This is a genomic window from Xanthomonas sp. NCPPB 1128 (assembly GCF_001043115.1).
Classification (GTDB): Bacteria; Pseudomonadota; Gammaproteobacteria; order Xanthomonadales; family Xanthomonadaceae; genus Xanthomonas_A.
Map to the genome: position 1 here is coordinate 20,145 of NZ_LFME01000036.1, position 26,128 is coordinate 46,272.

A 26,128-nucleotide genomic window follows, 5' to 3' on the forward strand; every position below is an offset into this window, starting at 1 on the left:
CTGAGGTGCGCCGATCTTCCTGGAGCCTGCAATGAAACGCCGCGCCTTCTGCCGATTTGGGTTGCTGGCGCCGTTGGGATTGGCGGCGATGCCGATGCTGCGCGCGGCGGTGCCGGCATCAGCGCCGGTGCCGGACGGACGGCCACACACGTTTGGCTTCGCGCAAGGAAGCTTCACCTTGGACGGGCAGCCGTGGCAGATCCGCAGTGGCGAACTGCATCCGCTGCGGATCGCGAAGGCGGATTGGTTGCATCGGATTCGCATGGCCAAGGCGATGGGGTTGAACACCATCGCGCTGTACCTGATGTGGAATGCGCTGGAAACGGCGCCTGGGCAGTTCGATCTGGACAGCGGCGAGCGCGACTTCGTCGGGTTCATCCGCCTGTGCCAGCAGGAGGGGCTGTGGGTGTACCTGCGACCGGGGCCGTATGTCTGCGCGGAGTGGACGCTGGGCGGGTTGCCACCGTATCTGCTGCGCGACGCGAACATCCGCCTGCGCGATCGCCACGATGCGCGCTACATGGCGGCGGTGGAACGCTACATCGGGGCGATCGCGCCGCGCATCGCGCCGTTGATGGCCAGTGCCGGCGGGCCGGTGCTGATGCTGCAGATCGAGAACGAGTATTCAATGCACGGCAGCGACGTCGGCTACCTGCAGGCGCTGGCCGCACTGTGGCGTGCGCATGGCGTCGAGGGGCCGTTCTCGCTGGCCGAAGGGCTCAAGGATCTGCGTCGGCGCCAGGCCATGCTGCCCGGTGCCGCGCTGGGACTGGATGGTCCCGACCTGCACGATCTGCGGGCGGCCACGGCCTTCGCCGGGCAGGCGCCGGTGTGGGTGTCCGAGGGCTACCCCGGCTGGCTCACGCACTGGGGCGAGCCGCAGTTCGCGCGCCGCGACTATGCGCCGCTGCTGCGCCGCATCGCCGCCGCCGGCTATTCGTTCAATCTGTACGTGGTGCACGGTGGCACCAACTTCGGCCTCAGCGCCGGAGCCAATGCCGAGGACGACGGCTCGCAGTTCCAGCCGGCGCTCACCAGCTACGACTACGGCGCGCCGATCGACGAAGCCGGCCGCGCCACGCCGGCGTACTTTGCGTTACGCCAGATCATCACTGCGCAGGCCGACACGCCGGCGCCGCCGGTACCGGCCGCACCGCGCCGCGCGCACTTCGAAGCGGTGCAGGCCACGCCCGTGGCCGCGCTATGGGACAACCTCGGCCCCGCGCTGCAGACCGACACCCCCATCGACAACCAGCGCCTGCTCGGCCAGGACCAGGGGCTGGTGCTGTATCGGCGGCGGATCGGCCCCGGCCAGGCGCTGCACCTGGGACAGGTGCACGACTACGCGGTGGCGCATGTGGACGGGCGCGAGCTGGACCACGTGTCGCGGGTGCGGCATCCGCGCCTGCACAGCGCACTGCAGCTGCGCTTGCCCGATGCAGCAAAGGACACGCGCGATCTGGAGGTGCTGGTCGACAGCTTCGGCCACATCAACTTCGGCCCGGCGCTGGGCGATCGCAAGGGCCTGCTCGGTCCGGTACGGCTCGATGGACAGGAGCTGCATGGTTGGGAGGTACGCGGGCTGGCGCTGGACGCGGACCCGATGCCATCGCTGCGCCCGCTACAGGCGCCGCCGCAGCGCCCAGGCCTGTTCTTCGCCACCGAGTTCACCCTCGACCAGCCGGGCGACGTGCACCTGGACATGCGCGACTGGCGCAAGGGCTATCTGTGGGTCAACGGGCGCCTGCTCGGCCGCTACTGGGACATCGGCCCGCAGCAATGCCTCTATTGCCCCGGTGCCTGGCTGCGCGCCGGCGCCAACCAAGTGTTGATCCTCGATCTGCACCGCCTGCAGCCGGGCCAGGTGCACTGCGCCGATGGCCTGGTGCCCGCGCAGCCAACGCAGGCCATCGCTCCCCTCTCCTCCCCGCAGGATCGCGCATGCACATGACGTCGCTCGCCGCCCCCGTCGCGTCCTCCGCCGAGGATCAGGGCGCGCCACCACGCACACTGGGATTCTGGAGCGCGCTGTCGGCCAACCTGCTCAACATGATCGGGATCGGCCCGTTCATCACCATTCCGCTGGCGCTGTCGGCGCTGGCCGGGCCGGCAGTCTTGCTGGGCTGGGTGGTCGGCGCGCTGCTGTGCCTGTGCGACGGCCTGGTGTGGGCCGAACTGGGCTCGGCGATCCCGCGCTCGGGCGGGCCGTACCACTACCTGCGCGAGGCCTATGGCCGCGACCGCGCCGGGCGCCTGTTCGGTTTCCTGTACCTGTGGCAGACGCTGCTGACCGCGCCGCTGTCGGTGGCCGCGGCCGCGGTCGGCTGCGCACAGTACCTGGCCTACCTGATGCCCGGGCTGAGCCACGCCGCGCTCACCGGCATCGCCATGGCGCTATGCCTGTTCAACACCGCGCTGCTGTACCGGCAGGTGCGCTCGGTGCAGGTGCTGTCGCTGCTGGTCAGCGCGGTAGTGATCGCCGCGTGCGTGTGGATCGTGCTCAGCGGCGCGCTGCATTTCGACATGGCGCTGGCGCGCGAGTTCCTGCAGGCGCGGCCCGCTTCGCCGCACGGCTTCTGGCTGGGCTTCGGCGCGGTGGCGCTGATCGCGGTGTACGACTACGGCGGCTACAACAACGTGTGCATGCTCGGCGGCGAGATCCGCAAGCCGCGCCGCACGATTCCGCGCGCGGTGCTGTGGTCGATCCCGATCGTGGCGGTGCTATACCTGGGCTTGAACGTGACCCTGCTCGGCGTGCTGCCGTGGCAGCAGGCGGCGCAGTCCAAGGCGGTGGTCGCCGATTTCATGCAGGCCATCTATGGCCCGGTGGGCAGCACCGTGGCGGTGGCGCTGATCGTGCTCGCCAGTTGGGGCTCGGCGTTGGTGGTGCTGCTGGGCTATTCGCGGGTGCCGTATGCGGCGGCGGCATCCGGCCAGTTCTTCGGCGTGTTCGCGCGGCTGCATCCGCGCGGGCGCTTTCCCACCGTGTCGCTGCTGTTCGTCGGCATTACATCGGCGCTGGCCTGTCCGCTGTCGCTGGACGACCTGATCGCCACGCTGATGATCATCCAGATCCTGTTCCAGTTCCTGGCGCAATGCCTGGCGGTGGTGCTGCTGCGGCGGCAGCCGCGGCGCCGCGCCCGCTTCGCCATGCCGCTGTATCCGTGGCCGCTGCTGATCAGCGTCTGCGGCTGGCTGGCGCTGCTGGCCACCAGTCCGCTGCCGCGGTTGCTGGCGGCGATGCTGGCGCTGTGCGCGGGCACCGCGCTCTATCTCATCCAGGCCAAACGCGAGGCAGCATGGCCCTTCCAGCAATGAAAACCCACGACGTCGCGGTGGTCGGCGAGGTCTATCTCGACCACATCTTCAGCGGCTTCAGCACCTGGCCCGGGCCGGGCGAGGAAGCGATGGCGCGGCACTACCACCTCGATCTCGGCGGCGGCACCGTCAACACCGCCTGCGGGCTGGCGCGGCTCGGACGCACGGTCACGCTGATCGGCGCGATCGGCGCCGGCGACCGTGACTGGTTCGCGCAGCGCCTGGGCGAATTTGGCGTCGGCACCGAGGGCCTGATCGACCACCCCGCCGGTACCGGCGTCACCGCCAGCGTGTCGCTGCAAGACGATCGTTCGTTCTTCACCTACCCCGGCGCCAATGCCGAGTTGGAACCACTGCTGGGCAGCGCCGCCGCGCTGGAGGCGATGTGCGCCGCGCGCCATGTGCACTTCGCCCTGCCGCTGCCGGCGACGCTGGCGCGCACGCTGCTGCCGGCGTTGCGCGCGGCCGGCTGCAGCACCTCGCTGGACGTGGGCTTCAACCCGGCTTGGCTGGCCGATCCGGACAACCACGCCACCTGCCGCGCGGTCGATCACTTCCTGCCCAACCAGAAGGAGGCGGCACTGGCCGGTTGCGCCGGCGACGACACTGCGTCCTGCGGCGCCTGGGCGCAGGCGCTGGGCCTGGCGCAGGTGACGATCAAGCTCGGCGGTGCCGGCGCCTGCGTGGTCGATGCGGCCGGCGCGCGGCGAGTCGCCGCCCCCGTGGTTGCAGTGCAGGACACCACCGGCGCTGGCGACGCCTTCGATGCCGGCTTCATCGACGCGCTGCTGGACCACCTTTCCCTCGATGCCTGCGCGCAGCGCGGCTGCCTGTGCGGCGCCGCCTGCTGCACCGCGCTCGGCGCGCTCGACGGCCTTCCCGATCCCCCACGTCTCAGGAGTCTCCATGAGCAGTTCCTTTCCCAACCGTAAACTCGCCCTGATCGGCGGCGGTGGCGTGCGTGCGCCGCTGGTGGTGTACGGCGTCAACGATGCCGCCGAAGCGCTCGGTGCGCGCGAGATCGTGCTCTACGATCCGGACCAGGAGCGGCTGGCGCTGATGGTCGCGCTGGGCCGCGCGGTGGTCGCCGAGTTCGGTGGCGAGCTGCAGGTCAACGCGGCCAGTTCGGCGGAAGCGGCGATCGACGGCGCGCACTTCGTGCTCAACAGCATCCGCATCGGCGGCATCCACCAGCGCGCCACCGACGAGCACACCATCATCCGCCATGGCTACGCCGGGCAGGAGACCACCGGCCCCGGCGGCGTCGCCAAGGCGCTGCGCACGGTGCCGGTGGCGATCGAGCAGGCGCGCATGGTGGAGCGGCTCAGCCCCGACGCCTGGCTGGTCAGCTTCACCAACCCGGCCGGGCTGATTACCCAGGCCATCAGCCGCCACACCCGCGCGCGCGTGGTCGGCATCTGCGACACGCCGGTGGAGCTGTTCCACAACATCGCCCGCGCGCTCGGCGAGCCGCCGGCGGACGTGGACTGCGAGTACGTCGGCCTCAACCACCTGGGCTGGATCCGCGCGGTGCGCGTGCGCGGCGAGGATGTGCTCGACCGCATCCTCGCCGACGACGCGATCCTGCGCCAGCTGTACCTGGCACCGTTGTTCGACTTCGACATGCTGCGCACGCTGCGGCTGATCCCCACCGAATACCTGTACTTCTACTACGAGCGCAGCCGCGCCCTGGAGAACCAGCGCGCCAGCGGCGCCAGCCGCGCCAGCGAGATCGAACGGCTCAACCACACCCTGATCGCCGACCTGCGCAGCCGCCTCAACGCCGGCGACGGCAGCGGCGCGGTGCAGACCTACGCCGCCTACCTGCAGCAGCGCTCCGGCTCGTACATGCGGCTGGAGGCCGAGGCCGGCTCGGCCTTCGCCGACGATCTCGCGCCGCAGCCGGATCCGTTCCGCGCCAGTACCGGCTACCACCGCATCGCCGTGGACGTGATGAGCGCACTGACCGGCGCGCTCCCCGGGCGGCACGTGGTCAACGTGCGCAACCAGGGCTGCATGCCGGAACTGGCCGACGACGACATCGTGGAGATCTCCTCCACCATCGAGCGCGACCGCATCACCCCGCTGCCGGCACGGCCGCTACCCGAGGCGATCCAGGGCCTGGTGCGCACGGTCAAGGCCTACGAGCACGCCGCCATCGACGCCGCACTCAGCGGCAGCCACCTGGAAGCGTGCAAGGCGATGCTGATCCACCCGGCCATCGGCGAATGGAGCCCGTCGCGGCGGCTGCTGGAAGCCTTGTTCGGCCATGCCGGCAACGGCGACGACGACGGCGAGTGCGTGTGCTCCGGACCGATGCACTGGCATGGCGCGCATCACCCCCACTGAGCCGGCCGGTTGTGCGGTCGCAGGATGCATCGGACGGCCACACGTTGTAAGGTCGTCGCAAATTGGTCCGTTATAGGTACCATCAACCTGCTCTCCCGGCCGCGGCCGGCGCCTTCCCCCGGTGCCGGCCCGCGCTGGGAGCGTTCGTCGATTCCACGGAGCGTTCCAGGCCATGCCCACCCGCCGCGACATCCTCCACTTCCTCGGCGCCAGCGCCGGCGCCGCGCTGCTGAGCGGGGCGCTGCCGGCCGCCGCCGCGGCATCGGCCTCCGCCGCCCTGCCCAGCAAGCGGCCGCCGCCGGGCAAGCGCCGCTTCGTCAGCGCCGCGGTCGAGCGTCAGTTGCGCACGGTCAAGGCCGGCATCGGCGATCCGCGCCTGGCCTGGCTGTTCGAGAACTGCTACCCCAACACCCTCGACACCACGGTCGAGACCGGTACCCGCAACGGCAAGCCGGACACCTTCGTCATCACCGGCGACATCGAGGCGATGTGGCTGCGCGATTCTTCCGCGCAGGTGCATCCCTACGTGCCGCTGGCCAAGCGCGACCCGGCGCTGCGGCGCATGTTCCATGGGTTGATCCAGCGCCAGGCCGCCTGCATCCGCCTGGATCCCTACGCCAACGCGTTCCTGCCCGACGGCACCAGCCAGCGCCTGAAGTGGTCGGTGGCCGACATCACCGAGATGAAGCCCGGCGTCGGCGAGCGCAAATGGGAAGTGGACTCGCTGTGCTACCCGATCCGCCTGGCGCACGAGTACTGGCGCGCCAGCGGCGATGCCGCGCCGTTCGACGACGACTGGCGCGAGGCGATGCACGTGGTGGTGCGTACCTTCCGCGAACAGCAGCGTCTGCACGGCCGCGGCCCGTACAGTTTCCAGCGGCCCTCGCCGCTGGCCACCGAGACCCTGGTGCTGGACGGCTACGGGCAGCCGACCCGGCCCAACGGCATGATCCACTCGATGTTCCGCCCGTCCGACGACGCCTGCCTGTATCCGCTGTTCGTCCCCGCCAACCTGTTCGCGGTGACCTCGCTGCGGCAACTGGCGGCGATGAGCGAGGCGCTGCACCACGACACCGCCTTCGCCGGCGAGTGCCGCGCCCTGGCCGACGAGGTCGAGACGGCCACCCGAACGTTCGGGCAGATGCGCGACGCCGACGGCCAGCCGTTCTGGGCCTACGAGGTGGACGGCTACGGCAACCAGTTGTTCATCGACGACGCCAACGCCCCCGGCCTGCTGAGCCTGGCCTACCTGGGCTGCTGCGACCGCCGCGATCCGGTGTTCCTGCGCACCCGGCAACTGGCCTGGAGCGAGCGCAACCCGTACTTCTCCCGCGGCCGCGCCGCCGAAGGCGTGGGCAGCCCGCACAGCGGCCTGGGCACGATCTGGCCGATGTCGCTGATGCAGTACGCCCTGGCCAGCGACGACGACGCGCAGATCCGCCAGTGCCTGCAGTGGCTCAAGACCACCGACGCCGGCAGCGGCTTCATGCACGAAGCCTTCGACAAAGACAACCCGAACACCTTCACCCGCGACTGGTTCGCCTGGGCCAACACCCTGTTCGGCGAACTGATCATCGACCTGCACCAGCGCAAGCCGCACCTGCTGAAGGCCTGACGCGATCACTGCATGTGTGGGAGGGACTTCAGTCCCGACGGGCCTTACAGACAAAGCGTCGGGACTGAAGTCCCTCCCGCAACAGCAAACACCCCCACCGCACCGCCGCACACCCCGAGGACAGCACCATGGCCACACGACGCGGTTTCCTGCAGGGCGCCATCGCCCTGGCCCTGTTCGGCAGCAGCGGCATCGCGCGGCTGGCGCAGGCACGCGCCGGCAGCTACGCGCTGCCGGCCGATGCACGCGCCAAGGCCGAGCTCACCCGCAACGTCGACGTGTTCATCGGCACCGGCGGCCACGGCCACACCTTCCCCGGCGCCACGCTGCCGTTCGGCATGGTGCAACTGAGCCCGGACACCTACAACGCCGATTGGGACGCCTGCTCCGGCTACCACGCCGACGACAGCTCGATCATGGGCTTCTCGCACACCCACCTGTCCGGCACCGGCGTCGGCGACATGCTCGATTTCCTGGTGGTGCCGGCCACCGGCCCGGTGAAGCTGCAGCCCGGCACGCGCGAGAACCCCGACGCCGGCTACCGCTCGCGCTACGACCACGCCGACGAAGCCGCCTCGCCCGGCTACTACCGCGTGCGCCTGAAGGACAGCGGCGTGCATGCCGAACTCACCGCCACCGCGCGCGCCGGCCTGCACCGCTACCACTTCCCCAAGGGCAAGCCGGCACACCTGCTGCTGGACCTGTGCCATGGCATGCAGGACAAGCCCGAGATCCCCACCCGCGTCGAGGACGCCAGCCTGCGCCTGGTCGACGCGCAGACCGTCACCGGCGGCCGCCGCGTCTACCAGTGGGCCAAGGGCCGCTACATCTACTTCGCCATGCGCCTGTCGCGGCCGTTCGCCAGCGCGCAACTGTATGCCGACGACCAGCCGCTGGCCGCGACTGCGCGCAGTGCCGACGGCACGCGCCTGAAACTGGCCCTGCACTATCCCGATGCCGCCGAGGCGCCGCTGCTGGTCAAGGTCGGCCTCTCCGCGGTCAGCGCCGACAACGCACTGGCCAACCTCGACGCGGAACTGCCCGACTTCGACTTCGCCCGCGTGCACGCCGCCGCCGTGGCCGAATGGGAGAAGGAACTGGGGCGGGTGCGCATCGACAGCGACGACGAGGCGCAGCGCCGCATCTTCTACACCGCGCTGTACCACAGCCTGATCGCGCCGACCCTGTTCAGCGACACCGACGGCCGCTACCGCGGCATGGACCTGCAGGTGCACCAGGCGCCGGCCGGCTACCACAACTACAGCACCTACTCGCTGTGGGACACCTACCGCGCCCTGCATCCCTTGCTGACCCTGGTGCAGCCCGAGCGCGTGCCCGATCTGGTGCAGTGCCTGGTGCGCGGCGCCCACGAATCGCCGCAGGGCGTCGCCATCTGGCCGCTGCAGGGCGTGGAGACCGACTGCATGATCGGCTACCACTCCGCCGTGGTGCTGGCCGAGGCGCATGCCAAGGGCTTCACCGGCATCGACTGGAAGGCCGCCTACCCGGCCTGGCGCAAGCGCGCGATGGACGACGACGTGCACGGCCTGGCGCTGTACCGGCAGATGGGCTACATCCCCTGCGACAAGGTCGACGAATCGGTCAGCCGCACCCTGGAATTCGCCTACGACGACTGGGCGGTGGCGCACCTGGCGCAGGCGGTCGGCGCCGACGACGACGCCAAGCACCTGCGCGAACGCTCGCGCCAGTACCGCAACGTGTTCAACCGCGAAAGCACCTTCGTGCAGCCGCGCCTGAGCGACGGCCAGTGGGCCACCCCGTTCGATCCGCGCGCGATGGGCCACAGCGCGCAGTGGCGCGACTTCACCGAGTCCAACGCCTGGCAGGCCACCTTCCTCAACCAGCACGACCTGTACGGCTACATGGACCTGTTCGGCGGCCGCGATGCGTTCGTCGCCAAGCTCGACGAACTGTTCACCACCAGCTCCGAGCTGCCGGCGGACGCACCGCCGGACATCGACGGCATGGTTGGCCAGTACGCGCACGGCAACGAACCCAGCCACCACGTCGCCTACCTCTACGCCTACGCCGGGCAGCCGTACAAGACCCAGGCGATGGTGCGGCGGCTGCTGCGCGAGCAGTACCACGACGCGCGCAACGGCCTGTCCGGCAACGAGGACTGCGGGCAGATGAGCGCCTGGTTCGTGCTCAGCGCGCTGGGCCTGTACGCGGTGGACCCGGTCAGCGCCAACTACGTGCTGGGCAGCCCGCTGTTCAAGCGCGCGCAACTGGACGTGGGCAACGGCCGCACCCTGCGCATCGTCGCCCACGGCAACAGCGCGACCAACGTCTATATCCAAGGTGCACGCTGGAACGGCAAGCCCTACACCCGCAGCTGGCTGCGCCATGCCGACCTCGCCGCCGGCGGTACGCTGGAACTGGAGATGGGTCCGAAGCCCAACACCGCGTTCGGTGCGGGCAAGGACGATCTGCCACCGTCCTTTAGCTGATCCTCGCGTCTCGTAGGAGCGGCTTCAGCCGCGACCGGACCTTCCCGGGAACCCGGTCGCGGCTGAAGCCGCTCCTACAGGTAAAGCCCGACCTCGCTACCGGAAGAAACCCCACATGCTGCGTCGCACCCTGTCCGCCCTTGCCCTGTCGCTCCTGCTGTCGCTCCCGGCAGCCGCGCAGCCGACACACACCACCGCCTGGCCCGCCTTCGCCACCCAGGGCGATCACTTCATCCGCGACGGCAAGCCGTACCAGGTCATCTCCGGCGCCATCCACTTCCAGCGCATCCCGCGCGCCTACTGGAAAGACCGCCTGCAGAAGGCGCGCGCGATGGGCCTGAACACGGTGGAGACCTACGTGTTCTGGAACCTGGTGGAACCGCGGCCGGGCCAGTTCGACTTCACCGGCAACAACGACATCGCCGCCTTCGTCGACGAAGCCGCCGCGCAGGGCCTCAACGTGATCCTGCGCCCCGGCCCGTACGTGTGCGCCGAGTGGGAAGCCGGCGGCTATCCCGCGTGGCTGTTCGCCGAACCCGGCATGCGCGTGCGCAGCCAGGACCCGCGCTTCCTCGCCGCCAGCCAGGCCTACCTCGACGCCCTCGCCGCCCAGGTCAAGCCGCGGCTCAACGGCAACGGCGGCCCGATCGTCGCCGTGCAGGTGGAGAACGAATACGGCTCCTACGGCGACGACCACGCCTATATGCGCCGCAACCGCGCCATGTTCGTCCAGGCCGGCTTCGACAAGGCCCTGCTGTTCACCGCCGACGGCCCCGACGTGCTCGCCAACGGCACCCTGCCGGATACGCTGGCCGTGGTGAACTTCGCCCCGGGCGACGCCAAGAACGCCTTCGAGACCCTGGCCAAGTTCCGCCCCGGGCAACCGCAGATGGTCGGCGAATACTGGGCCGGCTGGTTCGACCAATGGGGCGAGAAGCACGCGGCCACCGATGCCGCCAAGCAGGCCAGCGAATTCGAATGGATCCTGCGCCAGGGCCACTCCGCCAACCTCTACATGTTCGTCGGCGGCACCAGCTTCGGCTTCATGAATGGCGCCAACTTCCAGAAGAACCCCAGCGACCACTACGCCCCGCAGACCACCAGCTACGACTACGACGCCGTGCTCGACGAAGCCGGCCGCCCCACCCCCAAGTTCACCCTGTTCCGCGACGCCATCCAGCGCGTCACCGGCATCGCCCCGCCGGCGCTACCCAAGCCGATCCGCTTCGCCGAGTTGCCGGCCACGCCGCTGCGCGAATCCGCCTCGCTCTGGGACAACCTGCCCGCCCCGGCCGCCACCACCGACACCCCGCAGCCGATGGAGCGCTACGGCCAGGCCTACGGCTACATCCTTTACCGCACCACCGTCACCGGCCCGCGCAAGGGCAGCCTGTACCTGGGCGAGGTGCGCGACTACGCCCGCGTCTACGTCGATCGCACCCTGGCCGGCAGCGCGGAGCGCCGCCTGCAGCAAGTGGCGGTGGACGTGGACATCCCCGCCGGCCCCCACACCCTCGACGTGCTGGTGGAGAACACCGGCCGCATCAACTACGGCGCCCACCTGCCCGACGGCCAAGCCGGCCTGGTCGACCCCGTGCTACTCGACGGCAAGCCCCTCACCGGCTGGCAGACCTTCCCCCTGCCGATGGACGACCCGAGCAAGCTCACTGGCTGGACCACCACCAAGGTCGACGGCCCCGCCTTCCACCGCGGCACGTTGAAGATCGGCACGCCTGCCGATACGTTCCTGGACATGCAGGCCTTCGGCAAAGGCTTCGCCTGGGCCAATGGCCATAACCTGGGAAGGCACTGGAATATCGGGCCGCAGCGGGCGTTGTATTTTCCAGCGCCGTGGCAGCGGAAGGGGAGGAATAGCGTGATTGTGTTTGATTTGGATGGTGTGGCGGAGGCGAGTGTGCGTGGGGTTAAGGGGCAGGTTTGGAGTACGCCCAGTAACTGACTTCTCCGCGGAGCGTGCCGCCCGGTAAATCCGGATGGCGCGGGGTCAAACAACTTGTCTACAAATTAAGGCCGCCGGCGGTTTCGCCGAGCGGCCTTTAACTTGTGACGTTCGTCAACAAGTGATAGCGTCGACCTATACGGGAATGCACTGGGGAACGGCGGCGGGGTTGGACGCAGGGTTATGCGACGGCGGGACTGGCTAAAGATAGAATCTCGAACACATGCTGCTCAAAAGGCAGCGATATCAGCGCCCTATGCGACTGAGTTACACGCTACTTTTTGCCGGATGGCAGTTAACTGGAAGAAGAACTAGGTGAACCTCGTGAGAAGAGCATGGGATTGGCTTACGTCCGCTGGCACAGCCAATCGCCCCAAAAAGAATGCGATGCAAAAGCTACAAATGGGTGTGCGCGTGACGGCGAAGTGTCGCTTCAACGCTTCAGAGCGCCTTCAACGTCAAGGACGCTTTGCATTCTTCACAAATACCTTTCTATCGGTCGCCCTCATACTCATCCCGCTACTGCAGAACGCAAACATTGCATTGAGGTTCTCAGGAACAGTGCTAAATATGATGCAGATATTTTTTGCTGTTTGCGTACTGGTATACTCGATAGTCATAGGGACCGCTCGGTACGAACTACGAGGCGAGAATCTTACTGAGTGCGGAGATAAGCTAAAGGAACTATCCCGAGACATAGACAAAGCTCAAATGAACAACCAAGAGATCACTCAGGAGCAGTATGATCGCTTCAATGAGAAGTACTCATTAATAATCTCCGATACGGAAAATCACACCCGAGGAGATTATGAGCTGGCGCGATTAGAGATGAGTAGTGAGTATCATGTCAGCGGCTTCCCTCGATTCATGATTTGGCTAAGAGCTCGATCCGAGCGAATGATGCCATTCGCCATCCCAGTGCTCATGAACATTTTAGTGCTCGTATTTATCACCGATATGTTAGGCATTACTCAAGTCATCAGTCCGCACCTGAAGTCGGCCGCCCTTGCTGCCAGCTAACAGTTAGTTCAGGCCAGCGCGCAACAAGCTAAACCGAAACTGGCGAAATAGAGACCAAGGTGTACTTTATCATCTACCATACTTACCTTGAGCGACCACTCTATTCGCACTACAGAAAATAGGAGTCGGCGCTAAAATAGCGCACAGAGAATAGGAACGGGGTGAGGCAGACTTTCTAATTGAACCTGACCCGCTATACCGTCCAATCTTGAACTAAAGGCTCGCGTCTTCGCGCAAAAACGTGGATACCTCAGCCTCTGACCGCTCGCTGGTTTTGCTTGCTTGCCTTTATCTCGCTCAACTCGAAATCAGGTGAGAAATGAAGATTCGTGACTTTCTTTACGTTGATACAGACAAAGCCATTTCTGTATATAGCCAGCTAACTGGTGGAGTCGTAGATGTCCGAGAGCACACTAGCAGCAGGACCAGCAATTTTGACAACAAGCGTCATTACGATTTCAGGATTTTCAAGCACGACGCAGGCGGGTCGTCTACACGCGGAGACTCACAAAAAGCTATAGTAAAACCGCATCATGCTCTTCTAGCAGAGCTTGAGGACGAGCTAAGAGAAGCGGGCCATCTTCTTGATCTAACAGAGCACAAAACCACCAAGAATTTATCAGATCCCGAGTTCAGGACTCACCTCAAGAATTCTTTTTGCATAAAGGCAACAGGACGCGCAGTCATTGAGGACTACAAGCGCATAAAGAAAATCTCTGAAACCTTCCCTCAAATCACGGCATTCATAAATCGCTGCATAGTAGAAAACTCCGAAATAAACCACATAAAGCAGCAAATCATCGAGTCAGAAAAAAGCATCGCGTTGATTTCAGACAGAAATCTACGCGCAGCAAAAAATGCAGAAATTAGGAACCTTAAAGAGTCATTCAAGAACGCGCTGATAGCAAATCAAGTCGGGAAGGTTGATCAATGGCTTCTAGATGGAGTGAGCACCTGGATTGAAACATATCTTCCAGAAATAATTAACATTAGAATATATCCATCCCTCAATAATACAGCCGAACATGTATTCGGAAGCCTCAAACGACATTGCGTCGAGGTTGGAGATCTTGATTACTTCCACTATGCGTACGGTTCACTGCCAACAGAGCAACTGACGATAATGGGCATTGTAACATCTGTCCCTGACCCCAACGGGGAAACTTTTGACCCATTAGCCGAGTTTGACAAGATTGAACAAAAAGAGTCAGAGGTCTTTGAGGCCGGATTTAGGAGGTTATTCAGAGGCTTTGATGGACTGGAGGCCATGATCCGCACAGCCCATTACCCTAGAATCCTGGTCTACCCTATTGTTGTCTACCGCGAAGTTTCACCTAATAATCAGTTAAAGGAAAAGGGATAGGCAATTAGTGTACGACAGTTCCACGCAGCAGCCTAAAAGCTATGACACCGAAACATAGCAACGTGTCCTTTGTAGCGCACCTGATTCTCAGCAGACCAAAGAGTTCGTCCAAGGCTTCTGGGCCGCGATCGGGTTTCTGGCGTTAGCGTTCTTCAACTTCAACAAGAATGCGCCCCTGAAACGTCGGATCCTCATTGTTGGCAGCATCGCGACGAACGTGATGCTACTGGTCTTCTTCTGGGTGATTGGTGCCCCGCCCCTGTTTCTCGTCGCTGCCGTCGGCGTCATGTGCTACGGACTATGGCAGACCATTCACTTGATGCGCTTCTGCCACGTCTGCAATGCGCTCAACGCGCCACAAGACCATCGACAAGCCCGAACGGAATGCAGGAATTGCGAAGCTGCACTGGCGGAACCTTGATGAGGTAAGGCGCCAATTCAATGACGACCCTGAAAGCCGTCATCTGCTTCGCTCTATCGCCCTGATGGGCCTCTGGCAGGCGCACAAAATCCAAAGCAACTCCTCCAAGAAGGCGAGCGTGGAGATTTTCCCGGCTTTCCTCAGCAAGGTTTCTTACTTAAAACGCCCAGCCCTCAGCTTGAGCACTAGCGCAGAAAATACGGCGCTTTTCATACTCTCTGAATTGCTGTGTTTCCGCTTGGATTTCTCACCGGTGCGGCAGGCGCGATGTGATATATGAAAAACGGCCACCACCTGTTCAGTGGCAGCCGCCGAGTCGAAAACGCCCCAGGTAAATCAACTAATTATTCTTAATGGGAATAGAAGGTCCGACAGTCACGCTACCGCCTCCTCCTACGCTGCCACCGCCTCCGGCGCCACTACCACCCCCGCCTCCAGCGCCACCGCCCTCACCACCACCGGGACTATCTTTTAAACTGCCAGGAATGGGCTGTACACAAGGAGTACCATTTTGGCAAACAATGGTCGCCTTTTCACGAGAACCGTCACTCCAAATTACCGTAACAACGGAGCCATTAGGCAGCGACGTAATGCCTTTGGTCACACGGTACATGCCGACCAACGCCAGCATGCCAGCTTGACGCACTTCCGGAATATCACTTTCACCGACATTTTGGGCGGCTCCCACAGAGTTGTAAGGAGCATTCCTTGAATCGATTGTCACAACTGCAGCAATCGCCACGAAACTCAGCAACAATAGAAGTGCAAGAATCCAACGAGATTTCGAAGTAAGCACACCAAGCTCCTTGTGGTTTCTATTTACGCCCGATCATGGAATTTATATACTCTATTTTTTTATTCAACCTCTCACCTTCTCCTTTTGGCAACAAGTTGTTCCGAACCAATTGCTCGTAATTCGAGGCGCAGGCACCATTCAAGCAGTACCCATCGACCACTGCAGATCCAGCACCGCAATCCGCACCCATCTGACACGCAACGACCCCCCAGGCATACGCGGAGGCTTCATCGCCGGCAACGGCTTCGAACGGGCCAAAATTTGCTTCAGGCGACTGAGTCGCCAGTAAATCCGTAAGTTCAAATATCGCCTCGGGATCTTTCTTATCAACAGCCGCTTTCACCAAATCGGAAACGCTCTCCTTTGCCTCATCTGGATATCTCACTTGAAGCCTGATTTTTGCAGCCAGATTTCCTGAAGCGGCAGATGCTGCCAGCCATTCCTTTTGCGCATCAAGTGGGATCGGAGAACCGCCTTCTACCAAGGCACAGTCATCTGCAATGCGTTTGGCGGTTGCTTTCATGGCCGCCGCTGCCTCACCCGCTTGAGCAGCCATTGCATCAATACTGGATAGATATTTCTCGCGCGAGATGCTGACCGGGAAACAGCGATCATACATTCGCGACAGTTCCAACTGAGCCGCAGGATCTCCCCGCAATGCTTTATTTTTCACACCCTCGAATCTGAGTAGATATTCCGCCGACCGTGATCTAGCAGCGCTAGATTCAGCACCACCACTTCTTGCCCCTCCCTTTAATTCAACACCAGATGAAGCTAACTCCTTTTTCTCAGTCAGATCAATAAATCCCCTGCCTTTCTGGAAGGAACCAGACAACACCAGCCCCGCCATCAGGGCAGCAACGACCACAATTATAAAATAATACTTTTTCACGTTATCCCCAGATGTAGAACAACATGACGAGAGCGGCTTAAATAAAAAAGCCAAAAATAGCACATCTTATAAAGCCCGCCACCTCACGCGAAACACTACAAATACATCGCGCGAATCACAGAATCACCAGCGCAGGACACTAGGCCACAGACTGGATCAATGTCAATGGAAATTTTACAAGTCAGGAAGTAAATGCTCGATGGCCTGCTTTCCAGCTTGAGGAAGAAAGTCCCTGCGACGCCTACGCCTTACGTTTTCAAGTCATTTTGGTGACAGCAGATGCTGCTCTGGGAGAAATTTCCAACGACGCCTTAAAACGCCATTGATAGAACGAAATCCCACGGAAACTCACGCGACACAGCCGCTTTGCATCCCAACCGCAGCGATGCAGCGCATTCATCGCGGGCGGCCAGAATGAGGCCGAGCTTGGTGGCTTGGTCGAAGGCGCGTTGCCCTACGCCGCCCATCAGGGACAGACGCGTATTTCTGCTGCGAGCGGCCCCACCAGGCACCTCGAGATGCACGTTTGTGCCCGCGGTTGAAGGCGAGGTATATGGCTATCTAGGCGCGCTGGTCGCAGGTAGCTTTCCGAACCTCTCCACCTAGGAGCGTTGACACCACTCCATTCAATGCGCCATCGCGCAGGGGGGCGTACCACGCACCGCTGTCTCAGACTGTCGCGTGACGACTGGCGGCAGCGGTACGGAAACTCAGACCACAGGCCAAGTCACCCTAGTCAGCAACCAAGGTGCGCTATCAGACAGCAACCAGGTCCGTGCGACAGCGCTGACTGCTGTCTTCTGTGGCCGCGATTTCAGATCGACAAGCACAGCTTCCCGAAATGCTTCCCCGCCGCCTGATGCGCAAACGCATCGGCGATGTTTTCCAGTGGGAAGGCCTGGTCGACCACCGGCTTGATGCCGGTTGCGTCAAGGGCGCGGACCATGTCGCGCTGGTGGCTGCGGCTGCCGACGATCAGCCCTTGCAGGGTTTGGTGGCGTTGCATCAGCGCCACCGTCGGCACCTGGCCGGCAATGCCGGTCAGCACGCCGATCAAGGCGATGTGGCCGCCGATGCGGCAGGCCTGGATGGATTGCCCCAGGGTGTCGGGGCCGCCCACTTCGATCACGACGTCGACGCCGCGGCCGTTGGTGTAGTCGAGCACCTTGGCTGCCCAGTCGGTGTGGCGGCGGTAGTTGATGGTGAAATCGGCGCCCAACGCCTGCGCACGCGCGAGCTTCTCGTCGGAGGACGAGGTGGCGATCACGCTGGCGCCCATGTGCTTGGCGAACTGCAGGGCGAAGATCGACACGCCGCCGGTGCCGAGCACCAGCACGGTGTCGCCGGCCTTTAGCCGCGCGTCCACCACCAGCGCCCGCCATGCGGTGAGCCCAGCCGTCGTCAGCGTCGCCGCTTCAGCGTGGCTGTAGCCGCGCGGTGCATGCGTGAACCAATGCGCGGGGCGCACCACGGTCTCGCGTGCGTAGCCGTCGACGCCGTCGCCGGGGACGGTGGCGAAATCGGCGATGGTCGGGCCGCCATCCAGCCAGGTCGGGAAGAAGGTGGAGACGACCGCATCGCCCACGGCGAACTCGTCCACGCCCTCGCCCACCGCCTCCACCACGCCGGCGCCGTCGGACATCGGGATGCGGCCGTCGGCGCTGGGCATGCGGCCGGTCACCACACCCAGGTCGTGGAAGTTGAGAGAGCTGGCATGCACGCGCACGCGGAGCTCGCCGGCGCCCGGCTGGCCGGGATCGGGCAGATCGACGAGGCGCAGGTTCTCGAGGCCAGCGGGCTGGCGCAAGGTGATGGCTTTCATGGGCACGACATCCTTGGGGGAAAGGTGGCGGAGGGGCAGCGCTACATCGATTGCAGCGCGACCGTGTTGCAGGCATTGTCGGGATGCACTTCCTGCATCGCAAGAACGTACAATTTTCGCAGGTACTATCAATTTTGTAGGTACAAAGACCATGCGTCTGAAACGTCAGGATGGCAAGAGTGGCTGCGCGGTCGAAGTCACGCTTTCGGTGATCGGCGGGGTGTGGAAGCCGGTGATCCTGTTCCACCTGCTCTCCGGCAAGAAGCGCTTCATGGAACTGACGCGCCTGGTTCCCAATGCCACGCAGCGCATGCTGACGTTGCAGTTGCGGGAGCTCGAGGAGGACGGCGTGATCGTGCGGCACGTCTATCCGCAGGTGCCGCCCAAGGTCGAATATGCGCTGACGCCGCTTGGCCACTCCCTCGCGCCGGTGCTGATCAGCCTGCGCGAATGGGGCGAGTCGTATCGCACCAAGGAGATGTCGCGCGCGGCGCACGATGCCCCCGATTTCGTGCGTGGCGAAACAATGGCGACCTGATGGTCGCGCAAGCGCTCCCCCAAGGAAGGGTCGAGCACTCGTGTTTAAGCCTTTTGCATCTCGTGACCGAAAGGCACTGAAGTCGGCCACTCCATACGCGCCTTGCACCCTGCGGCTATCCAGACACTACCTGCGCGGGTCAGGACAGCATTGCGATCCCAGCAATCGCGTGCGGCGGACGATCGGCAGGCGCAAGCACGCGGCACTCCGTGCTCACGCACCTCATTCGGTGCGACGATCCGTCCAAGAGGGGCAGGCAGCACGCGCCAGCGTGCCCTCGCCTGGCGACGCCGACATCGCCGTAGCGCCCTGCAGATTGGCCTTGGCATACAGCGCGCCGAGGTCATGGACGCGCAACAGGTGGCGGCGACGGCTGACCAGGCCACTGCGCACCCAGCGCTGCAGTTGCACATTGAGTTTGGAGCGGCTGGCGTTGAGCATCGCCGCCAGGATGCTCTGGTTCGGCGGGAGCGCGACCGTATCGCCGCCGCCCGCGTGCGGCGCCTGCAGTTCGAGTTGGTGCAGCACGTAGCGCGCCAGGCGCACCTCTAATCGATGCAGGCAGATGCTTTCCAGGCTGTCCAGGGTCTGTCGCAGGCGCAGACGCAACAGCGCATCGATGCGCTGCTGGAACAGCGGCACCGCCATCAGGGCAGCGAAATGGCGGCGCGTGAGTTTCAGCACGCAACTTGGGCCGAAGGCGATGGCGGTGAAGCTGCGCCCATGCTGCTCCAGCAAGGCCTGTTCGTCGACCAGCCCGCCCGGCTCGATGGTGCCGACGATCAACTCCTGCCCATCGGGACCGTACAGCACCTTGTACAGGCGCCCCTGCACCACCACCCCGACGAAGCTGCTGGGATCGTGCTTGAAGAACAGCACGCCTCCGGCGTCCAAGGCGCATTCGCTGGCGTGCGCGAGCAGGTAATCGAGCGCCGATGCCGGCATGTCCTGGAACACGGCCGAGCGCTCCAGCAACGGGCGATGGCTGGCGCCGGCCGCGCACGCGAGCGGGGCGTCGCTGGCGTCGGCCGACGGGATGCGGTCGGCGCGCTCCAAATCGGCGATTGCTGGAAGGTCCATAGTTCCCCTTCCCTGGACGCAGGGGCGTGGCGCCAGGGCCTCGAACGCACCCTGTCGCGGCAGGCAGCCAAGGCGCGTGCCGTTCGAGTGCAGTGGGTCATCAAAGGGCGGCAATGGCCGCGTGGTGATGGCATCGCTCCGGCCCGTGTCGGGACCGGAGCGATGCGTCCAACCGGACGGCGCCACGCAGCCGTGTGCCGTCGTGCCCGGCGGGATCAGCCCTTGCTGTAGGGCGAACCCTGGAACGCCTGCAGCACGGTCAGCAGGCTGGTCAGGTTGTCCGACACGCCGGTCTGGGCGATCTTCTCCGACGCGCCCGCGGCCGCGGTGGTATCCAGGCTGTACACCTGCATGACGCCCTGGTTGTTGGCCGCCTGCGCCAGCGTGTTCTGCTGCTGCTGCGCGGCGACCGCGTTCTCGTACAGGATGCCGCTGGAGTGCGCCAGGCTCTGGTAGATCGAGCCCATCGCGAAGGCCGGCGCTTCGCCGATGACCTTGACGTTGGACTGGGTGACGGCGTCGGTGATCTGGTTGTTGACTGCGGTGGGATAGGCCATGGAACGGTCCTCGTTAGGAAGAAAATTGCATGGCTAGCGCCGCCTCGCGGCGGCGTTAGCGCGCGTGGCTTACGGCTGCTTGAACGCGTTGAGCACGGCCAGCAGGCTGGTGAGGTTGTCGGACACGCCGGTCTGCGCGACCTTCTCGGTGGCGCCGGCGGCGGCGGTGGAGTCGAGGCTGTAGATCTGCATGACGCCCTGGTTGGCCGCGGCCTGCGCCAGGGTGTTCTGCTGCTGCTGCGCGGAGACGGCGTTCTCGAACAGGATGCCGGTCGAGTGCGCCATGCTCTGGTAGATCGACGCCATCGCGAAGGCCGGCGCCTCGCCGATGACCTTCACGTTGGACTGGGTGACCGCATCGGTGATCTGGTCGTTGACCGCGGTGGGAAATGCCATGTGTTCGCTCCTGGTTGGGGTACGGCCCACGCCGTACGATCTCTGAAAACGGGACAGTGCAGAACCTGTGAAACCGTGTGCGGCGTTTGTCTCGCCAGCCTCGCCGCGAGGTGCGCGCGACGAAGCGATATCGACCTCGCTGCGCCGCGACGTCAGCCGATGCGTGTTGCAACCACGACGGCGCAAGCCGCCTCGCGGCCCCCGTTGCCATGCAGTGCGCTCCGCCAGCACGGCACGCGAACACGGGCGATCGCTTGCGACTTGGCACCGGGATGGATCGGTGATGGCGCGCAGCCACTTTCGCTGGATGGACATGGCGCAAGGACTGGGCGCACACCGCAAGGCACACCCAACGCATGCGAAGCGCGCCACGCACGCGAGCGGACGCGGCGACTGCGATGCCATGCCACGCACAAGCGCGTGCACCAACCACGCACACACGGCTGCACGCCTCCGCGTGGACACGCGAAGGCGCGGCCGTGCAGCGGAACGGCTCAGGCAGCGGGAGGCGACGCTGGCGCTTGCGGCTCCGCGGCCGGCGCAGCCGGTGGGGCCGCGATGAGTCCCTGCGCACGCGCCGCCTCGACCACCGCCTGCATCTGTTGAGCCAGGCTGCCGAACTCGCGCTCGAAGCACGCGCGCACTTCGGCCTGCACGAGGTTGGCCAGGCGATCGGCGATCTGCGACATCACCATGTGGTTGCTGCCGCCCTCGCCGTTCTGCGGCGGACGCAACTGGCCCGGCCGCAGCTGATCGAGCGACTTGGCGGACTCGACCGCCTTGAGCACCGCCGCTTCGCTGGCCGCGGTGGCGCCGTTCAGGTCGCCGCGGGTGTTCTGCATCTTCTGCATCATCTGCTGGATCAGGCCCTGCACCCGCTGGCGCTCGGCGTCGATCAGCGACGGCGAGGCCGCGGCCACGTCGACGGTCGGGACTACCGGCGGTGCAGCCGTTTCGGAGGCGAAGCGCTGCAGTTGCTCTTCCTCGGCGCCGACCAGTGGACGGCCCAGCCACTTCTCGGCGAACTGGCGCAGCGTGGCGAAATCGGTTGTTTGCGTGTCTTGCATGGTGCTCCCCTGTGAGCGTGGTGAAATCGGTGGTGCAAACGGCCTACGTGGACGCGGACTTGCGGCCGCGCATCAGGTCCGCGTACTTGGCGATGCTCTGGTCGATCTTGTCGATGGCGAAGCCAGCGGATTCGGCCTCCAGCGCGCCGGCGGCCGCTGCGACCGCCGCGGCGGCACCGACCAGCACGTCGGTGGCCAGCACGCCCAGCGCGTCCTCGGCGGCCTGCTCCAGCTTGTTCTCGGCCAGGTTCTCGGTCATCTGCTTGAGCAGCACGCCCTGGCTGGCCAAGGCCATCTTGCTGACGCCGTCGAAGTACACCGCCGCCGATTGCGCGATCAGGCCCGAGGCCTGGCTGATCAGCATGTTCGAGCCGACCACGATCTGCGACGGCGCATAGGCCATGGTCTCGGCGTTGCTGAGCTGCACGGCCTGCACGATCTTGCTGTTGAGCGCGTCGCTGGCCGGCCGCGCCGCCGAGGCCTGCGCGAGCATGTGCGTGTTGAGCGTCTTCAACATGGACGGCGGTGGTGGAGGCGGCGGCGGCGAGACCGGAGCGGCCGATGCTGCCGCGGGGGGCGATGCGCCATCGCCACCTGTCGCTGGCGAGGCGTCGGCGGCGGGCTCGGCCGCGGCGGGCGCCGCAGTGCCTGAAGCCGCGGCAGGCTCGCTGCTCGCTGGCGCCGCAGCGGCAGCGCTATCCGCTGCCGTCGGTACCGCGGCGGGGGTGTCGTTTGTCGCTGCCGATGGAGGTGCTTCCGTCGTCACGGGTGCCGTTGCCGGCGCCGACGCAGAGGCGCCCGGGGTCTGCGCCGCACCTGCGGTCGATGCCGGCACCGCTGCCGCGCCCGCCGGCGCCGCGGCTGCGGGGGTCTTCTTGCTTGCGAAAGGCCACATGCCACTCTCCTGATGGATGGATCGGTACCCGCCTCCGCCGCCGCGGCGCGGGCACGGCGCTGCATCACTTCTCGCCGATCGCCATGATCAGCGCCACCGCCTTGGACACCACGGCGTTGGAGACCTGGTTCAGCGCCTGCTGGCTGTGCACCGCGTTCTGCAACGCCAGCCCGGTGGAATGGCTGGAGACCTGATACAGCGAGGCGATGGCCTGGGCGGGCGCCTCGGCCACCACCTTGACGTTGGTCTGGGTGACCGCATCGGTGATCTGCGAATTGACGAGCGTGTTGTCTGCCATGAGCCTGATTCCTTGGTAAGTCGCCTGCCGGGGAGGCGCCGCGACGGGGATGGCCTGTGCCGCGCCCCGCTGCGGCGCCCGCGATGCCGCGGCCTACGCGGCCCGGCGTGGAGGGAAAACGCCGCCGTGGGCGGCTTGTGAAACCGCAGCAGCCCGCGCGCTCACTCGGCCACCAGCGCAAGCCGCAGCCGCTTGCGCAGCAACTCCACGCGCTTGCGTGCCAGTGGCTGGTTGATGCGCAGCAGGTTGGCGATGGCCGGATACGGCAACTCCTCGACGAAGCGATAGGCGAACAGGCGGCGCTGCTCCCGACTCAGCGCCGCAACCGCTGTCACCACGCGCTCCATCTGTTCCTCCAGTTCGGCACGTTGCAGGGCACTCATTGCTTGATCGGCCACGGCGTCCACTTCCTTAGCCTCGGCAGCGCGGTCCAGCGGCTCACCACCGCTGCGGCGCCGCCGTACCAGGTCCAGGAACACGTGGCGCAGCACCACGAACAGGAAGCCCTGTGGATCGGTCATCGCCTCCGGCGAGCGGCGCATGAACAGCAGCGCCTTCACTGCGGTATCCGACAGCAGGTCCTCGGCAGCGTCCGCACGCCCGTTGGCCAGCCGCAGTGCGCGCCGGCGCAGATCCGGCAACGTCGCGCGCCAGGCGCGGGTAAACATCTCATCGGCCTCCACGAATCGCGCGGCGGTCACGCCTGCCTTTTCCTTTGCCATCTCCATCGCATGCTCCGAAATCCCGTTGTGCGAGGAGTCTCTGTGGGGGTCGGCGGCAATAGCTGTTCCCTGGGTGACAACCGCGGGCGCGATGCACGCGCAGCCGCACGGCATGTGGCGTGCGCGCGCGCTTTGTCTACGCATGCATACGGCCAAAGCGGCTGCGCTGCGGTTGTGTGGGCCAGTCGCGCAAAAAAACGGGCCCGCTTCACGGACAGCGGGCCCGCATCGTGTCAGGAGATCGGCTCAGGGCAGCAGTTTGCCCAGCGCCTCGGGCGCGTTCTGATCGCGCAAAGCATGCAGCACCTGCCGGATGTCCGGCGTGCCATTCGCCACCGGCGGTACTGGTGTCTGCGCTGGCGCCGGCGGCGCGCTGCGCGCATCCCACGATGGCGCCAGGGCCACCGCAACGCAGGCCAGGGTCACGCAGATACCATGGCGCAGACGCGCCCACCGCCGCAGCCGCCGGCGCCGTTCGAACGACAGCGAGCGGAACCGGGATACACCTGCGCTGTCGGGCATGGCGTTGCTCCACGATGACGGGACCACCCAGGCGACATGGCCGCAGCGCGTCGACGACACGGCGCGCGTCGCGGATGGAGGGCGACGTCCCTCTAAACGTGGCCGCGGCGGCGCCGTGAATGCGGCGAACGCCGCATGCGTTTGCGCACGCCACCCTGGCGTGTTCGCGCTCATGTCGACCAAGCCTCCTCGGGACCGCCGCGCCCGCAACTGCGCCAACGATGGCCGGCGATGCCAGCACGCGACGACGTTGCTCGTCTCCGGACGACAGGGACAGGCGCGTGTCGGACTAGCGCGGCGGGATCTCGGGCGTCGCGCATGGCTGCAGGCAGGCGATACCGCGTTCGGGCCTGGCACGACCCTGCTCCGCATAGCTTGCAGCAGGTGGTCGCGGTCGAGAAGCAAACGCGCGCGAAACGCGGCATGAGCATGCGGTGCGTATGCCTGCCGCGTTCGATAGCGGCATTGAGCGCGCATGGCAGCGCAGGAAGATACGCGAAGCACATCTGCAGGAGCGGCTTCAGCCGCGACGGAGCCAGCGGGATTGCCCGTCGCGGCTCGAGCCGCTCCTACCCGGTCTCCGTCGCGCCATGGCCGGCGCAGCGCTAGCGGTGTGCGTCGGTCGCGGCGACCACGACACCGCATGATCGGGCCGATCCCCACGTGCGCTCTCCCCGCACCATGCAGACGTGGCGCGGCGTCACGGCCAGCTCGGGCGGCGACTGCGAGCCGCGATCAGTCGGCGCCCGTGGGTTTCGGCGGCGGCGTGGGGTCATGCGCAGCGGGAGGCTCAGATGCGGCGGCAACCTCGTCCTTGGCTTGTGCTTGAAGCGCCTGGATCATGGCCTGCAGCTGCTGCGCAAACGTGTCGAAGTGCCGATCGAACGCGTCCTGCCCTTCGCGCCTCACCACTTCGCCCAGGCGGTCGGCGTCCTGGCCTATCGGCGCATTGCGGGATGTGTTGACGCCTGGCAGCACATGCGAGCGCACCGCCTCCTGCTGCGCGGCGGCCGCCATCGCATCGCGTATCGCCTGGTCGCCCTGCTGCATGGCGTCCTCGGCGCTGCGCCTGGCCGCATCGATCCGCTGGCGCGTGCGCTCGATCTCGGCGGCGTGCGTCGGCGCTGCCGGATGGGGTGCCGGGTCTGCCGTCTGTTGCGCCCCCTCCGCCGCCGCGGCGACTGCGCGCAGTTGCGCACGCTCGGCCTCGGACAAGTCGCGTCCAAGCCACTGGCGGGTCATGTCGTACAAAGCCTGCGTCTTCGGATCCGGCGTCTCGGTCCTGCGTTGCTCTCCGCGAATGGTGGCGTGATGACTGCCGTCAGGCGGCAACGGGCGGCTGTTTGCGCAGCGTGCGCTCGGCGGCTACGTCGCATCGGCGTGATCGGGCAAGTCGCCGGCGTTGCCCGGCTGCTCGGCTCCCGCGCCCGGTGCAGCCATTGCCACGGCAACGACGGCATCGGCCGGCGGGTCGATCCGCTGAAGTTGCGAAGCGTCCTCGGCTGGCGGCGCCTGCATCTGCTTGAGCACGACGGCCTGTGCCGCCAAGGCGGCCTTGCTGTCCTCGCCGTAATACCTGGCCGCTGCCGTCATGACCAAGCCCGATGCCTGTCTGATGCGCGTCTCGGCGCGCGCCCCAACCGGCACCGACGCACTGGCTGTGACTGCGGCGGGCGCGGGCTCGGATGCTGCGCTGGGCGTGGCCTGTAATGCGCGGATCTCTGCGACGTGATCGTCGCGATGGTCGCTCGGCCCGGTAGCTACAGGGGCTTGCGAGGTGGCATGCACTGCCTCGCCCGGCGTGGTCTCGTCGTTTGTAGTCGGCAGCATCGTGTTGTCCTCGCATGGGCTTGGCAGGGCGATGTGGGTCGCCTCGACGCGTGCGTCGCAGCGCAGGCGAGACGCGGATGTGAGGTTGAGCGTACCGCGTCGCACGACTGCGCCATTGATCTTCGATCACGAATCGTGTGGAGCGCTGCGCTTGTGCCCTTCCGTCACCATCACCCCGCCCCCTCACCCCTGTCTC

24 protein-coding genes are annotated in these 26,128 nt (G+C 65.5%); 11 read left to right on the plus strand and 13 right to left on the minus strand.

Translation table 11 applies throughout. The features are described 5' to 3' along the window. The first annotated feature begins 31 nt into the window (after window positions 1–31). The 10 genes from ACP93_RS18020 to ACP93_RS21910 all read left to right on the plus strand — a co-directional run bounded on the left by ACP93_RS18020 (window position 32) and on the right by ACP93_RS21910 (window position 14,797). A complete protein-coding gene (locus ACP93_RS18020; protein WP_048492038.1) occupies window positions 32–1,951 on the plus strand; it encodes a beta-galactosidase in 1,920 nt (639 codons plus the stop codon). Continuing rightward, the gene (locus ACP93_RS18025; protein WP_048492039.1) at window positions 1,948–3,318 is read left to right on the plus strand and encodes an APC family permease; all 1,371 of its coding nucleotides are present in this window, start codon (window positions 1,948–1,950) and stop codon (window positions 3,316–3,318) included. The genes ACP93_RS18020 and ACP93_RS18025 overlap by 4 nt, the downstream gene beginning before the upstream one ends. After that, window positions 3,315–4,250, plus strand: coding sequence for a carbohydrate kinase family protein (locus ACP93_RS18030; protein WP_048492040.1), 936 nt, complete (start codon window positions 3,315–3,317; stop codon window positions 4,248–4,250). Before ACP93_RS18025 ends, ACP93_RS18030 begins: the two co-directional genes overlap by 4 nt. Next, on the plus strand, window positions 4,225–5,667 hold the full coding sequence (locus tag ACP93_RS18035) for a 6-phospho-beta-glucosidase (protein ID WP_048492041.1): 1,443 nt from the start codon (window positions 4,225–4,227) through the stop codon (window positions 5,665–5,667). Before ACP93_RS18030 ends, ACP93_RS18035 begins: the two co-directional genes overlap by 26 nt. Window positions 5,668–5,839: 172 nt before the next feature. Continuing rightward, a complete protein-coding gene (locus tag ACP93_RS18040; protein ID WP_048492042.1) occupies window positions 5,840–7,282 on the plus strand; it encodes a glycoside hydrolase family 125 protein in 1,443 nt (480 codons plus the stop codon). Between the two features lie 128 nt (window positions 7,283–7,410). Beyond that, the gene (locus ACP93_RS18045; RefSeq protein ID WP_048492043.1) at window positions 7,411–9,753 is read left to right on the plus strand and encodes a GH92 family glycosyl hydrolase; all 2,343 of its coding nucleotides are present in this window, start codon (window positions 7,411–7,413) and stop codon (window positions 9,751–9,753) included. A gap of 115 nt (window positions 9,754–9,868) precedes the next feature. Then, window positions 9,869–11,713: a glycoside hydrolase family 35 protein gene (locus tag ACP93_RS18050; RefSeq protein ID WP_048492044.1), complete on the plus strand. Its 1,845-nt coding sequence runs from the start codon at window positions 9,869–9,871 to the stop codon at window positions 11,711–11,713. A gap of 315 nt (window positions 11,714–12,028) precedes the next feature. After that, a complete protein-coding gene (locus ACP93_RS18055; protein ID WP_048492045.1) occupies window positions 12,029–12,733 on the plus strand; it encodes an SLATT domain-containing protein in 705 nt (234 codons plus the stop codon). Between the two features lie 319 nt (window positions 12,734–13,052). Next, a complete protein-coding gene (locus ACP93_RS21905) occupies window positions 13,053–14,096 on the plus strand; it encodes a DUF6414 family protein (protein ID WP_048492046.1) in 1,044 nt (347 codons plus the stop codon). Between the two features lie 341 nt (window positions 14,097–14,437). Further along, on the plus strand, window positions 14,438–14,797 hold the full coding sequence (locus tag ACP93_RS21910) for a hypothetical protein (RefSeq protein WP_131721669.1): 360 nt from the start codon (window positions 14,438–14,440) through the stop codon (window positions 14,795–14,797). A gap of 60 nt (window positions 14,798–14,857) precedes the next feature. Here ACP93_RS21910 and ACP93_RS21915 read toward each other — a convergent pair whose 3' ends face one another. The 3 genes from ACP93_RS21915 to ACP93_RS18070 all read right to left on the minus strand — a co-directional run bounded on the left by ACP93_RS21915 (window position 14,858) and on the right by ACP93_RS18070 (window position 18,027). Continuing rightward, window positions 14,858–15,313, minus strand: a complete 456-nt coding sequence (locus tag ACP93_RS21915) for a hypothetical protein (protein WP_131721670.1) — start codon at window positions 15,311–15,313, stop codon at window positions 14,858–14,860. Between the two features lie 19 nt (window positions 15,314–15,332). Then, complete coding sequence (locus ACP93_RS21920) at window positions 15,333–16,205, minus strand: hypothetical protein (protein WP_131721671.1); 873 nt, start codon at window positions 16,203–16,205, stop codon at window positions 15,333–15,335. Between the two features lie 814 nt (window positions 16,206–17,019). Beyond that, window positions 17,020–18,027: a zinc-dependent alcohol dehydrogenase family protein gene (locus ACP93_RS18070; RefSeq protein ID WP_048492048.1), complete on the minus strand. Its 1,008-nt coding sequence runs from the start codon at window positions 18,025–18,027 to the stop codon at window positions 17,020–17,022. A 151-nt stretch (window positions 18,028–18,178) separates the two neighbouring features. Here ACP93_RS18070 and ACP93_RS18075 point away from each other — a divergent pair, with 151 nt between their 5' ends. After that, window positions 18,179–18,565: a winged helix-turn-helix transcriptional regulator gene (locus tag ACP93_RS18075; protein WP_048492049.1), complete on the plus strand. Its 387-nt coding sequence runs from the start codon at window positions 18,179–18,181 to the stop codon at window positions 18,563–18,565. A 222-nt stretch (window positions 18,566–18,787) separates the two neighbouring features. On the opposite strand, the gene ACP93_RS18080 is transcribed toward ACP93_RS18075, so the two are convergent. From ACP93_RS18080 to ACP93_RS18125, 10 genes are all read right to left on the minus strand, one after another. Beyond that, a complete protein-coding gene (locus ACP93_RS18080) occupies window positions 18,788–19,645 on the minus strand; it encodes a Crp/Fnr family transcriptional regulator (RefSeq protein ID WP_082143528.1) in 858 nt (285 codons plus the stop codon). 215 nt (window positions 19,646–19,860) lie between these two features. Further along, on the minus strand, window positions 19,861–20,202 hold the full coding sequence (locus tag ACP93_RS18085) for a RebB family R body protein (protein ID WP_010343221.1): 342 nt from the start codon (window positions 20,200–20,202) through the stop codon (window positions 19,861–19,863). A 69-nt stretch (window positions 20,203–20,271) separates the two neighbouring features. Next, window positions 20,272–20,598: a RebB family R body protein gene (locus ACP93_RS18090; protein ID WP_048492050.1), complete on the minus strand. Its 327-nt coding sequence runs from the start codon at window positions 20,596–20,598 to the stop codon at window positions 20,272–20,274. Between the two features lie 494 nt (window positions 20,599–21,092). After that, window positions 21,093–21,665 (minus strand): hypothetical protein, encoded by a 573-nt coding sequence (locus ACP93_RS18095; protein WP_048492051.1) that lies wholly within the window; start codon window positions 21,663–21,665, stop codon window positions 21,093–21,095. A gap of 43 nt (window positions 21,666–21,708) precedes the next feature. Continuing rightward, the gene (locus ACP93_RS18100; protein WP_048492052.1) at window positions 21,709–22,182 is read right to left on the minus strand and encodes a hypothetical protein; all 474 of its coding nucleotides are present in this window, start codon (window positions 22,180–22,182) and stop codon (window positions 21,709–21,711) included. 442 nt (window positions 22,183–22,624) lie between these two features. Continuing rightward, on the minus strand, window positions 22,625–22,858 hold the full coding sequence (locus ACP93_RS18105; RefSeq protein WP_010343225.1) for a RebB family R body protein: 234 nt from the start codon (window positions 22,856–22,858) through the stop codon (window positions 22,625–22,627). Window positions 22,859–23,019: 161 nt separating this feature from the next. Next, on the minus strand, window positions 23,020–23,724 hold the full coding sequence (locus tag ACP93_RS18110) for an RNA polymerase sigma factor (RefSeq protein WP_204243717.1): 705 nt from the start codon (window positions 23,722–23,724) through the stop codon (window positions 23,020–23,022). A gap of 102 nt (window positions 23,725–23,826) precedes the next feature. Beyond that, window positions 23,827–24,276, minus strand: coding sequence for a hypothetical protein (locus ACP93_RS21925; protein ID WP_131721672.1), 450 nt, complete (start codon window positions 24,274–24,276; stop codon window positions 23,827–23,829). A 561-nt stretch (window positions 24,277–24,837) separates the two neighbouring features. After that, window positions 24,838–25,344, minus strand: coding sequence for a hypothetical protein (locus tag ACP93_RS18120; protein ID WP_131721673.1), 507 nt, complete (start codon window positions 25,342–25,344; stop codon window positions 24,838–24,840). Window positions 25,345–25,467: 123 nt separating this feature from the next. Then, window positions 25,468–25,932, minus strand: a complete 465-nt coding sequence (locus ACP93_RS18125; protein ID WP_048492055.1) for a hypothetical protein — start codon at window positions 25,930–25,932, stop codon at window positions 25,468–25,470. Between the last annotated feature and the right edge of the window lie 196 nt (window positions 25,933–26,128).

What these genes read in the sequence shown, in the direction of transcription:
- ACP93_RS18085 (WP_010343221.1), bottom strand. Translation starts at nt 20,202, where the DNA reads ATGGCCTATCCCACCGCAGTCAACAACCAGATCACCGACGCCGTCACC.
- ACP93_RS18050 (WP_048492044.1), top strand. Translation starts at nt 9,869, where the DNA reads ATGCTGCGTCGCACCCTGTCCGCCCTTGCCCTGTCGCTCCTGCTGTCG.
- ACP93_RS18040 (WP_048492042.1), top strand. Translation starts at nt 5,840, where the DNA reads ATGCCCACCCGCCGCGACATCCTCCACTTCCTCGGCGCCAGCGCCGGC.
- ACP93_RS18075 (WP_048492049.1), top strand. Translation starts at nt 18,179, where the DNA reads ATGCGTCTGAAACGTCAGGATGGCAAGAGTGGCTGCGCGGTCGAAGTC.
- ACP93_RS21910 (WP_131721669.1), top strand. Translation starts at nt 14,438, where the DNA reads ATGCGCTCAACGCGCCACAAGACCATCGACAAGCCCGAACGGAATGCA.
- ACP93_RS18105 (WP_010343225.1), bottom strand. Translation starts at nt 22,858, where the DNA reads ATGGCAGACAACACGCTCGTCAATTCGCAGATCACCGATGCGGTCACC.
- ACP93_RS18125 (WP_048492055.1), bottom strand. Translation starts at nt 25,932, where the DNA reads ATGCTGCCGACTACAAACGACGAGACCACGCCGGGCGAGGCAGTGCAT.
- ACP93_RS18045 (WP_048492043.1), top strand. Translation starts at nt 7,411, where the DNA reads ATGGCCACACGACGCGGTTTCCTGCAGGGCGCCATCGCCCTGGCCCTG.
- ACP93_RS18030 (WP_048492040.1), top strand. Translation starts at nt 3,315, where the DNA reads ATGAAAACCCACGACGTCGCGGTGGTCGGCGAGGTCTATCTCGACCAC.
- ACP93_RS18100 (WP_048492052.1), bottom strand. Translation starts at nt 22,182, where the DNA reads ATGTTGAAGACGCTCAACACGCACATGCTCGCGCAGGCCTCGGCGGCG.
- ACP93_RS21925 (WP_131721672.1), bottom strand. Translation starts at nt 24,276, where the DNA reads ATGAGCGCGAACACGCCAGGGTGGCGTGCGCAAACGCATGCGGCGTTC.
- ACP93_RS18080 (WP_082143528.1), bottom strand. Translation starts at nt 19,645, where the DNA reads ATGGACCTTCCAGCAATCGCCGATTTGGAGCGCGCCGACCGCATCCCG.
- ACP93_RS18095 (WP_048492051.1), bottom strand. Translation starts at nt 21,665, where the DNA reads ATGCAAGACACGCAAACAACCGATTTCGCCACGCTGCGCCAGTTCGCC.
- ACP93_RS18020 (WP_048492038.1), top strand. Translation starts at nt 32, where the DNA reads ATGAAACGCCGCGCCTTCTGCCGATTTGGGTTGCTGGCGCCGTTGGGA.
- ACP93_RS18035 (WP_048492041.1), top strand. Translation starts at nt 4,225, where the DNA reads ATGAGCAGTTCCTTTCCCAACCGTAAACTCGCCCTGATCGGCGGCGGT.
- ACP93_RS18110 (WP_204243717.1), bottom strand. Translation starts at nt 23,724, where the DNA reads ATGCGTAGACAAAGCGCGCGCGCACGCCACATGCCGTGCGGCTGCGCG.
- ACP93_RS21905 (WP_048492046.1), top strand. Translation starts at nt 13,053, where the DNA reads ATGAAGATTCGTGACTTTCTTTACGTTGATACAGACAAAGCCATTTCT.
- ACP93_RS18070 (WP_048492048.1), bottom strand. Translation starts at nt 18,027, where the DNA reads ATGAAAGCCATCACCTTGCGCCAGCCCGCTGGCCTCGAGAACCTGCGC.
- ACP93_RS18090 (WP_048492050.1), bottom strand. Translation starts at nt 20,598, where the DNA reads ATGGCATTTCCCACCGCGGTCAACGACCAGATCACCGATGCGGTCACC.
- ACP93_RS18120 (WP_131721673.1), bottom strand. Translation starts at nt 25,344, where the DNA reads ATGACCCGCCAGTGGCTTGGACGCGACTTGTCCGAGGCCGAGCGTGCG.
- ACP93_RS18025 (WP_048492039.1), top strand. Translation starts at nt 1,948, where the DNA reads ATGACGTCGCTCGCCGCCCCCGTCGCGTCCTCCGCCGAGGATCAGGGC.